The sequence below is a fragment of the Gleimia sp. 6138-11-ORH1 genome, from assembly GCF_024814355.1.
GTDB lineage: Bacteria > Actinomycetota > Actinomycetes > Actinomycetales > Actinomycetaceae > Gleimia.
The window spans coordinates 89898-96180 of the sequence record NZ_JANUXV010000006.1 but is presented as its reverse complement, the minus strand read 5'-3'; the positions used below and the strand labels follow the sequence as shown (position 1 = coordinate 96180).

The window sequence follows — 6283 nt, the reverse complement described above, 5'->3', positions numbered from 1 at the left end:
CAAAACGAACATTAGCAGCAACCTTACCAGTAACCTTCAACTGATTATCCTCAGCCACCTTATTAACACACTGCGCAGGAACCAAATCAAACTTCGCTTCCACCACAGGAGCAGTCGCAATCCGAGGTGGTGGAGGAGGTGTAACAGTTGCTGGGTCAGTAAGCATTAATGGACCGGAGTCGTTTAGTAAAACTGCTTTGGTTAAAGTTGTTCCCACTAGCAAATTAACAGTGGTATGTTTTTCGCGGTACTTGTTGGCTTTATCGAAATAGTAAACCTTAATTGTAAGATTCTTATTTTTATAAAGATTCTTACCGAATACTCCGTTCTTATCAAGAGATTCTGCAGTTAAAGTACCCGCATAGAGTGATTCACGTTCACTCTTGTTCAACTGGCGAAGAGCCTGTGAACCATTATAAATAACAAAACGATAGGAACCCTTAACTGACTCATCCATTCCAGAGACGACCAGTAGGTTTTTCTCTTGAGGTGTTGTTGGGGCTTTTACGCTTATCTGCGGTGCCGCAGGAAGCTCAATCGCCTGTGCAACGGGATATCCCCCCCCCACTAAAGCCCCTACAGTAAGAGCGATAGTGATAACTAATGTGTTGAGTTTCTTTAGCATTTCCCTTCCTTTCGACTTATGCCAACCAGAAAATTGACATAAGATAAACTCAACTACTTAGTCTAGAATACTTAAAATTAAATTACTAGTATCCAGCGATTACATCATCTTAACAATCGCTTCTCATCGCATGAGCAAACCATATTGTTGAAACATTGTCAGAGGCATCTTTTAGAATTGAGCTATGGGAAAGCAAAAGAGTACTTATTTCTGTAGTGAGTGTGGCTGGTCTACTTCAAAATGGGTGGGACAGTGCCGGGCTTGTGAAGCCTGGGGAACTGTAACTGAAGAAGCCACAAACACTACTGCAACTACTTTTAAAGCGATTGCTCCGCGCACCGCTGCTACTTCTATTTCCCAGATCGATGTGGAAGTTTCGCGGGCACGCCCTTCGGGAGTATCTGAGTTAGACCGCGTTTTAGGGGGCGGGATTGTTCCTGGTGCGGTTGTTCTGCTGGCCGGTGAACCGGGGGTTGGTAAATCCACACTCCTTTTAGATGTAGCTGCAAAAGCAGCTGCTCAGGCAACTGAGACTAAAACTGGGCCAGTTCTCTATATTTCTGGGGAAGAATCTGCTTCCCAAATTAGGCTTCGGGCAGAACGAGTTGGCGCTTTGCATGATCATTTGCTCCTGGCAACAGAAACTCACCTGGAAACGATCATTGGGCACATTCAACAGCAGTCCCCCTCATTATTGATTTTAGATTCTATTCAGACAGTTTTTTCCTCTGAAGCCGAGGGCGCCGCCGGCGGAGTTACTCAAATACGTACGGTAACTTCAAAATTAATTGCCACCGTGAAGGAAAGAAATTTACCCACTATTTTGGTGGGGCACGTAACTCGTGAAGGAGGGATTGCCGGTCCACGCGTATTAGAACATTTAGTTGATGTAGTTTGTCAGTTTGAAGGTGAACGCCACGCACGGTTGCGTCTCTTAAGAGCCGTGAAAAACCGCTACGGGGCAACCGATGAAGTTGGTTGTTTTGATTTAACTGACACCGGAATTATTGGTTTACCTGATCCCTCAGGATTATTTCTTTCCACCGCATCTGCTGAAACCTCTGGAACCTGCGTGACAGTTACGTTGGAAGGGAAACGTCCTATGCCAACTGAAGTGCAAGCTCTGGTAGCGACCAGTGTTGCTGGAGCTCCTCGGCGAACGACTTCGGGAATAGATCAAACTAGAGTCACCATGATGCTAGCGGTAATGCAGGCACGTTTAGGGGTAGACACTTCTGGCACGGACGTTTACGTTTCTACCGTAGGTGGGGCAAAAACCTCTGAACCTGCAGCCGATTTAGCCACTGCATTAGCGATTATGTCAGCTGCAGCTGATCGCCCCGTGAAACCTGATTTAGTGGCCTTCGGGGAAATTGGTTTAACCGGCGAAATTAGAGCCACCGTGGGCATCCAACGTCGTTTAGCTGAAGCAGCTCGGCTTGGTTTCAAAATAGCTTTAGTTCCTGATACCGGTGCGGAAACCCTGCAACCTGTCAAAGGGATTAACATTTATCCGGTGGCGGACCTTTCCGCTGCTGCGCGTCTGGGCTTATCCTCTTCTAAAAAGTAGTACATTTAGAAAGAGTAGGCTATGTTTAGAAAACGAGGGTGGCAATGAGTGTTGATGCAGAAATGATGCGCAAAGCGCTAATTGCGCTGGCACCAGGCACTAAACTGCGTGACGGATTAGAACGAATCCAGCGTGGACACACTGGCGCTTTAATTGTCGTCGGAGATACAAAAGCATCACAATCCATTTGCTCTGGTGGTTTTGATATTGACGTGGAATTAACCGGCGCGCGTTTAAGAGAACTCGCGAAAATGGACGGGGCAGTAATCGTTTCTGCCGACGCACAGCGAATCACTAAAGCTAACGTACAGTTAATCCCCAACTCTGACATTTACACCGCTGAATCCGGAATGCGCCACAGAGCGGCAGAACGCACAGCCCGCCAAACCGGGCAGCCAGTAATCACCGTATCAGCTTCCATGCGAGTAATCACCGTGTTTGTAGGATCGCTGCGGCGAACTTTAGTGGAGCCAGAAGCACTCCTTTCCCGCGCTAACTTAGCTTTGAACACTTTAGAACGCTACAAACAACGTCTCGAAGAAAATGTAGCTGACCTTTCTATCCTAGAACACCGCGACGCAGTTACTTTAAGAGAAGTCGCCACCTGCTTACAGCGGATAGAAATGATGCGTCGGATTCACTCAGAAATCTCTGGCTACCTGGAAGAACTCGGCTCTGAAGGACGTCTAATCGCCCTCCAGTTAGATGATTTAGCCCGCGGCTTAGCTGCCGAAAGATTCCTACTAATCCGCGACTACATTCGCCTCACTGACCACTACGAACAAGCCGATCGCGCATTAGCAGAACTAGATGGAGAATCCCTAGTGAACCTGGGAGCTATTTCAGCTACCTTAGGGCATATCATAGTGGACAGTTCAGACTTAGACAGAGGAATTATCCCCCGCGGAATTCGAGTGCTCTCCAGAGTTCCTCGACTACCGAAATCAATGGTCATTAACATTTCAACCCACTGGGATTCCCTCCCTAAACTTCGCCTAGTCACCGCTGAAGATTTACAACAAGTTGAAGGCGTAGGACCTTACCGAGCTTCAATTATTCTAGAAGCCTTAGAACGACAGTATCAGGCCGCACTCTTAGAAGACGCCACCTGGTAAAACCTACCCTTTAACGCCCCACAAACCACTTACGAAGTAAAGCAATCCTGGCGTCCAACTCCTCAATAGTCGCTTGCGGTACTTCCGGGCCACCACAGAGGCGACGCAATTCAGCGTGAATCGCCGCATGAGACTGATTAGCCCGACGCGCCCAAGTACTCACTAAAGAAGAAAGTTCCTTTCGTTTAGCGGCTCTAACGCGATGCAAAGGCACCTGCGCGTTCTCTGCTCTCACCGAAGCAGCTGCCGCTTCCCGACGTTTAGTTTTCGCTTGCTCAGCGTGCCGAGCACGCAAAAGTGTAGTCACTTGCTCAGGCTCTAACAGCCCCGGAATACCCAAATACTCTTGTTCTTCAACTGAGCCAACATCCGCGCCCTCCCCAAAAGAAGCCCCGTTAAAAAGAACCCCGTTAAACTCAGCCTGCGCCCCCAACGCTTCAAAACCGGGCAGTAAATCAGCAGAAGCAGACTCCTCACGGTTCGCCTGCTGCACCAAAACCTCATCCTCAAACGTTTCTGTCGGCAGATTCAACGCATGATCCCGCTGAACTTCCATCTGTTCAGCAAGTTCCAACAAATCCATAACAGAAGGAATAAAAACTGAAGCAGTTTCACCTCTGCGCCGAACCCGCACAAACCTACCCACCGCCTGGGCAAAAAATAGTGGCGTAGAAGTATTTGTCGCATAAACACCAACCGATAAACGCGGAACATCAACGCCCTCGGAAACCATGCGAACCGCCACCATCCACCGTGAATCACCCGCACTGAACTCATCAATTTTTGCAGACGCCTGCGCATCGTCAGAAATAACTACAGTTGGAGACTGCCCAGTAATAGTCCGCAGATGCCGCGCATAGGCGCGCGCCGCATTCTGATCCGCAGCAATCACCAAACCGCCAGCGTCAGCGATAGTTCTCCGCACTTCCGAAAGACGCTGATCGGCAGCAGCTAAAACTGAAGCAATCCACTGCCCATTCGGATCCAAAGCAGTACGCCAAGCCTGCTTCATCATATCCTTTGTTAAAGGTTCCCCTAAACGTGCCTGCACCTCATCGCCAGCGCGCGTCCGCCAATGCATTTCTCCCGAATAGGACATAAACATAACCGGGCGCACTACCCCATCTTTTAATGCCTCCGCATACCCGTACGTGTAATCCGCCCGCGAGCGTAACACGCCGTCCTCGTCAAGGGCATAAGTAACGAAAGGAATTCTAGAACTGTCAGAACGAAATGGTGTACCGGTTAAAGAAAGGCGACGAACCGCTTCTGAAAAAGCATGTTCTACCCCGTCCCCCCAAGAAAGTGCGTCACCGGCATGGTGGACTTCATCTAAAATCACCAAAGTTCGATAGGCGCGTGTGCGCATAGCGTGAACTGCCGGGTTAGCAGCCACCTGCGCGTAGGTGACAGCTACCCCGTCATAGTGCGAGCCGGCGCGGCCTTGGGAATTTGTGAAAGCCGGGTCGATTTGGATACCAACTCTGCCAGCGGCTTCCGCCCACTGTCCTTTAAGGTGTTCAGTCGGGCAAACGATGGTGAGTTTTTCAACTATTCCACTGCCGATCAGTTCCACTGCGACACGCAGAGCGAAAGTTGTTTTTCCAGCTCCCGGAGTGGCGACCGTAAGAAAATCAGTTGCGCCAGAGGTTAAGTATTTTTCTAATGCTTCCGCCTGCCACGCACGCAAAGACCCGGCGGTTCCCCAGGCGGCGCGAGCTGGGAATGCGGGAGAAAGTTGAGAAGCGGCAAATGGTGAAGGGTTTTTAGCGGAAGTTTGCGGAGAAGCCCCCTCACGCATTAGAACCACCATTTGCATAAGGCCAATTCGGACCCATTTTTCCCATTTCTTCTTTGATGGCTAAACATTTAGGACAGACAGGAAATTTACTGGGGTCGTGGAGGGGCACCCAGATTTTGCCGCAGAGGGCGACTACAGGTTGCCCGGTTAAAAGTGAGTGATCAACGCGATCGCGACGAACAAAGTGGGCAAATCTGTCTCTATCTCCATCCGACGGTTTCTCTTTTGTTTCTGTGCGTTCCAGGACGGAAGTGGAACTTTGAGTTCCGGGTTCTCCTGGATCGTTTGCATAGCGCTGAGAGTCGAATGAGTTTTCCATATGCCTAGTTTAAAACTTTGTTCGTCGCGATCCCTACTTGAAAAGGTAATTTAGCGGAAAAATCAGCGGGATTTTTCCCACACTTCACGATAGTAATCTGCCAGTTCCAGTTCAGCAGCGGCAGCTTCATCTACCAGAACCCATGCGTCTGGGTGCATTTGCATGATGGTAGCTGGCCATTTGGCAGAGACTGCGCCTTCAACCAGTTCTTTGATGGCGCGTGCTTTGCCTTTACCTTGAGCGACCAAGACCAAGCGGCGGGCGTCCATAATAGTTCCCAGCCCCTGGGTGACGCAGTGGGTGGGGACTTGGTCAATGTCGCCGTCGAAGAAGCGTGCGTTATCGCGGCGAGTTTGTTCAGTTAGAACCCCCACGTGGGTGCGGGAGGTGAGGGATTCACCGGGTTCGTTGAAAGCAATATGGCCGTCAGAGCCGATTCCTAAGATTTGTAGGTCTACTCCACCAGCGTCTTTAATTGCCCGGTCATAGGCTGCACAAGCGGCGTGTAGGTCTGGGGCGTTACCGTCTGGCCCGTTTACTGCGTCTGCGGGGAAATCGACGTGGGAAGCGATTTCTGTGTCGATTACATTCCGGTAGCGTTCTGGGTGCTCGTTAGGAATACCCACATATTCGTCAAGCATGAAAGCTTTTCCGTGTTTGAAGCTGAGTTTTCCTGCTTGGTGGCGGGCAATTAGTTCTTTGTAGATCGGCAGAGGGGAAGAACCTGTCGCCAATCCCAAGACTGCGTTTGGTTTCGCGCGGTAGAGTTCTTCAATCAGGTCAGCGGCTACTTTACCGATAGTGTTGTCATCAGGCAAGATGGCGATACGCATTTTCTTCCTCAATCATCTTT

The 6283-nt window shown here is 49.8% G+C and carries 6 protein-coding genes; 2 read left to right on the top strand and 4 right to left on the bottom strand.

Annotated features, from left to right (window positions below):
* Nucleotides 1–625 (bottom strand): hypothetical protein (locus NXS08_RS07175; protein WP_259138929.1); only part of this gene is annotated, 625 nt, incomplete at its 3' end.
* Between the two features lie 184 nt (nucleotides 626–809).
* On the opposite strand from NXS08_RS07175, the gene radA reads away from it, so the two are divergent.
* On the top strand, nucleotides 810–2195 hold the full coding sequence (gene radA / locus NXS08_RS07170; protein WP_259138924.1) for a DNA repair protein RadA: 1386 nt from the start codon (nucleotides 810–812) through the stop codon (nucleotides 2193–2195).
* Nucleotides 2196–2239: 44 nt separating this feature from the next.
* A complete protein-coding gene (gene disA / locus NXS08_RS07165) occupies nucleotides 2240–3310 on the top strand; it encodes a DNA integrity scanning diadenylate cyclase DisA (protein WP_259138922.1) in 1071 nt (356 codons plus the stop codon).
* A 10-nt stretch (nucleotides 3311–3320) separates the two neighbouring features.
* Here the strand turns inward: disA and NXS08_RS07160 are convergent, their stop codons facing one another.
* The 3 genes from NXS08_RS07160 to nagB all read right to left on the bottom strand — a co-directional run bounded on the left by NXS08_RS07160 (nucleotide 3321) and on the right by nagB (nucleotide 6263).
* Complete coding sequence (locus NXS08_RS07160; protein WP_259138920.1) at nucleotides 3321–5111, bottom strand: DEAD/DEAH box helicase; 1791 nt, start codon at nucleotides 5109–5111, stop codon at nucleotides 3321–3323.
* On the bottom strand, nucleotides 5104–5430 hold the full coding sequence (locus tag NXS08_RS07155) for a DUF3039 domain-containing protein (protein ID WP_259138916.1): 327 nt from the start codon (nucleotides 5428–5430) through the stop codon (nucleotides 5104–5106). Before NXS08_RS07155 ends, NXS08_RS07160 begins: the two co-directional genes overlap by 8 nt.
* 62 nt (nucleotides 5431–5492) lie before the next feature.
* Nucleotides 5493–6263, bottom strand: coding sequence for a glucosamine-6-phosphate deaminase (gene nagB, locus NXS08_RS07150; protein ID WP_259138913.1), 771 nt, complete (start codon nucleotides 6261–6263; stop codon nucleotides 5493–5495).
* Between the last annotated feature and the right edge of the window lie 20 nt (nucleotides 6264–6283).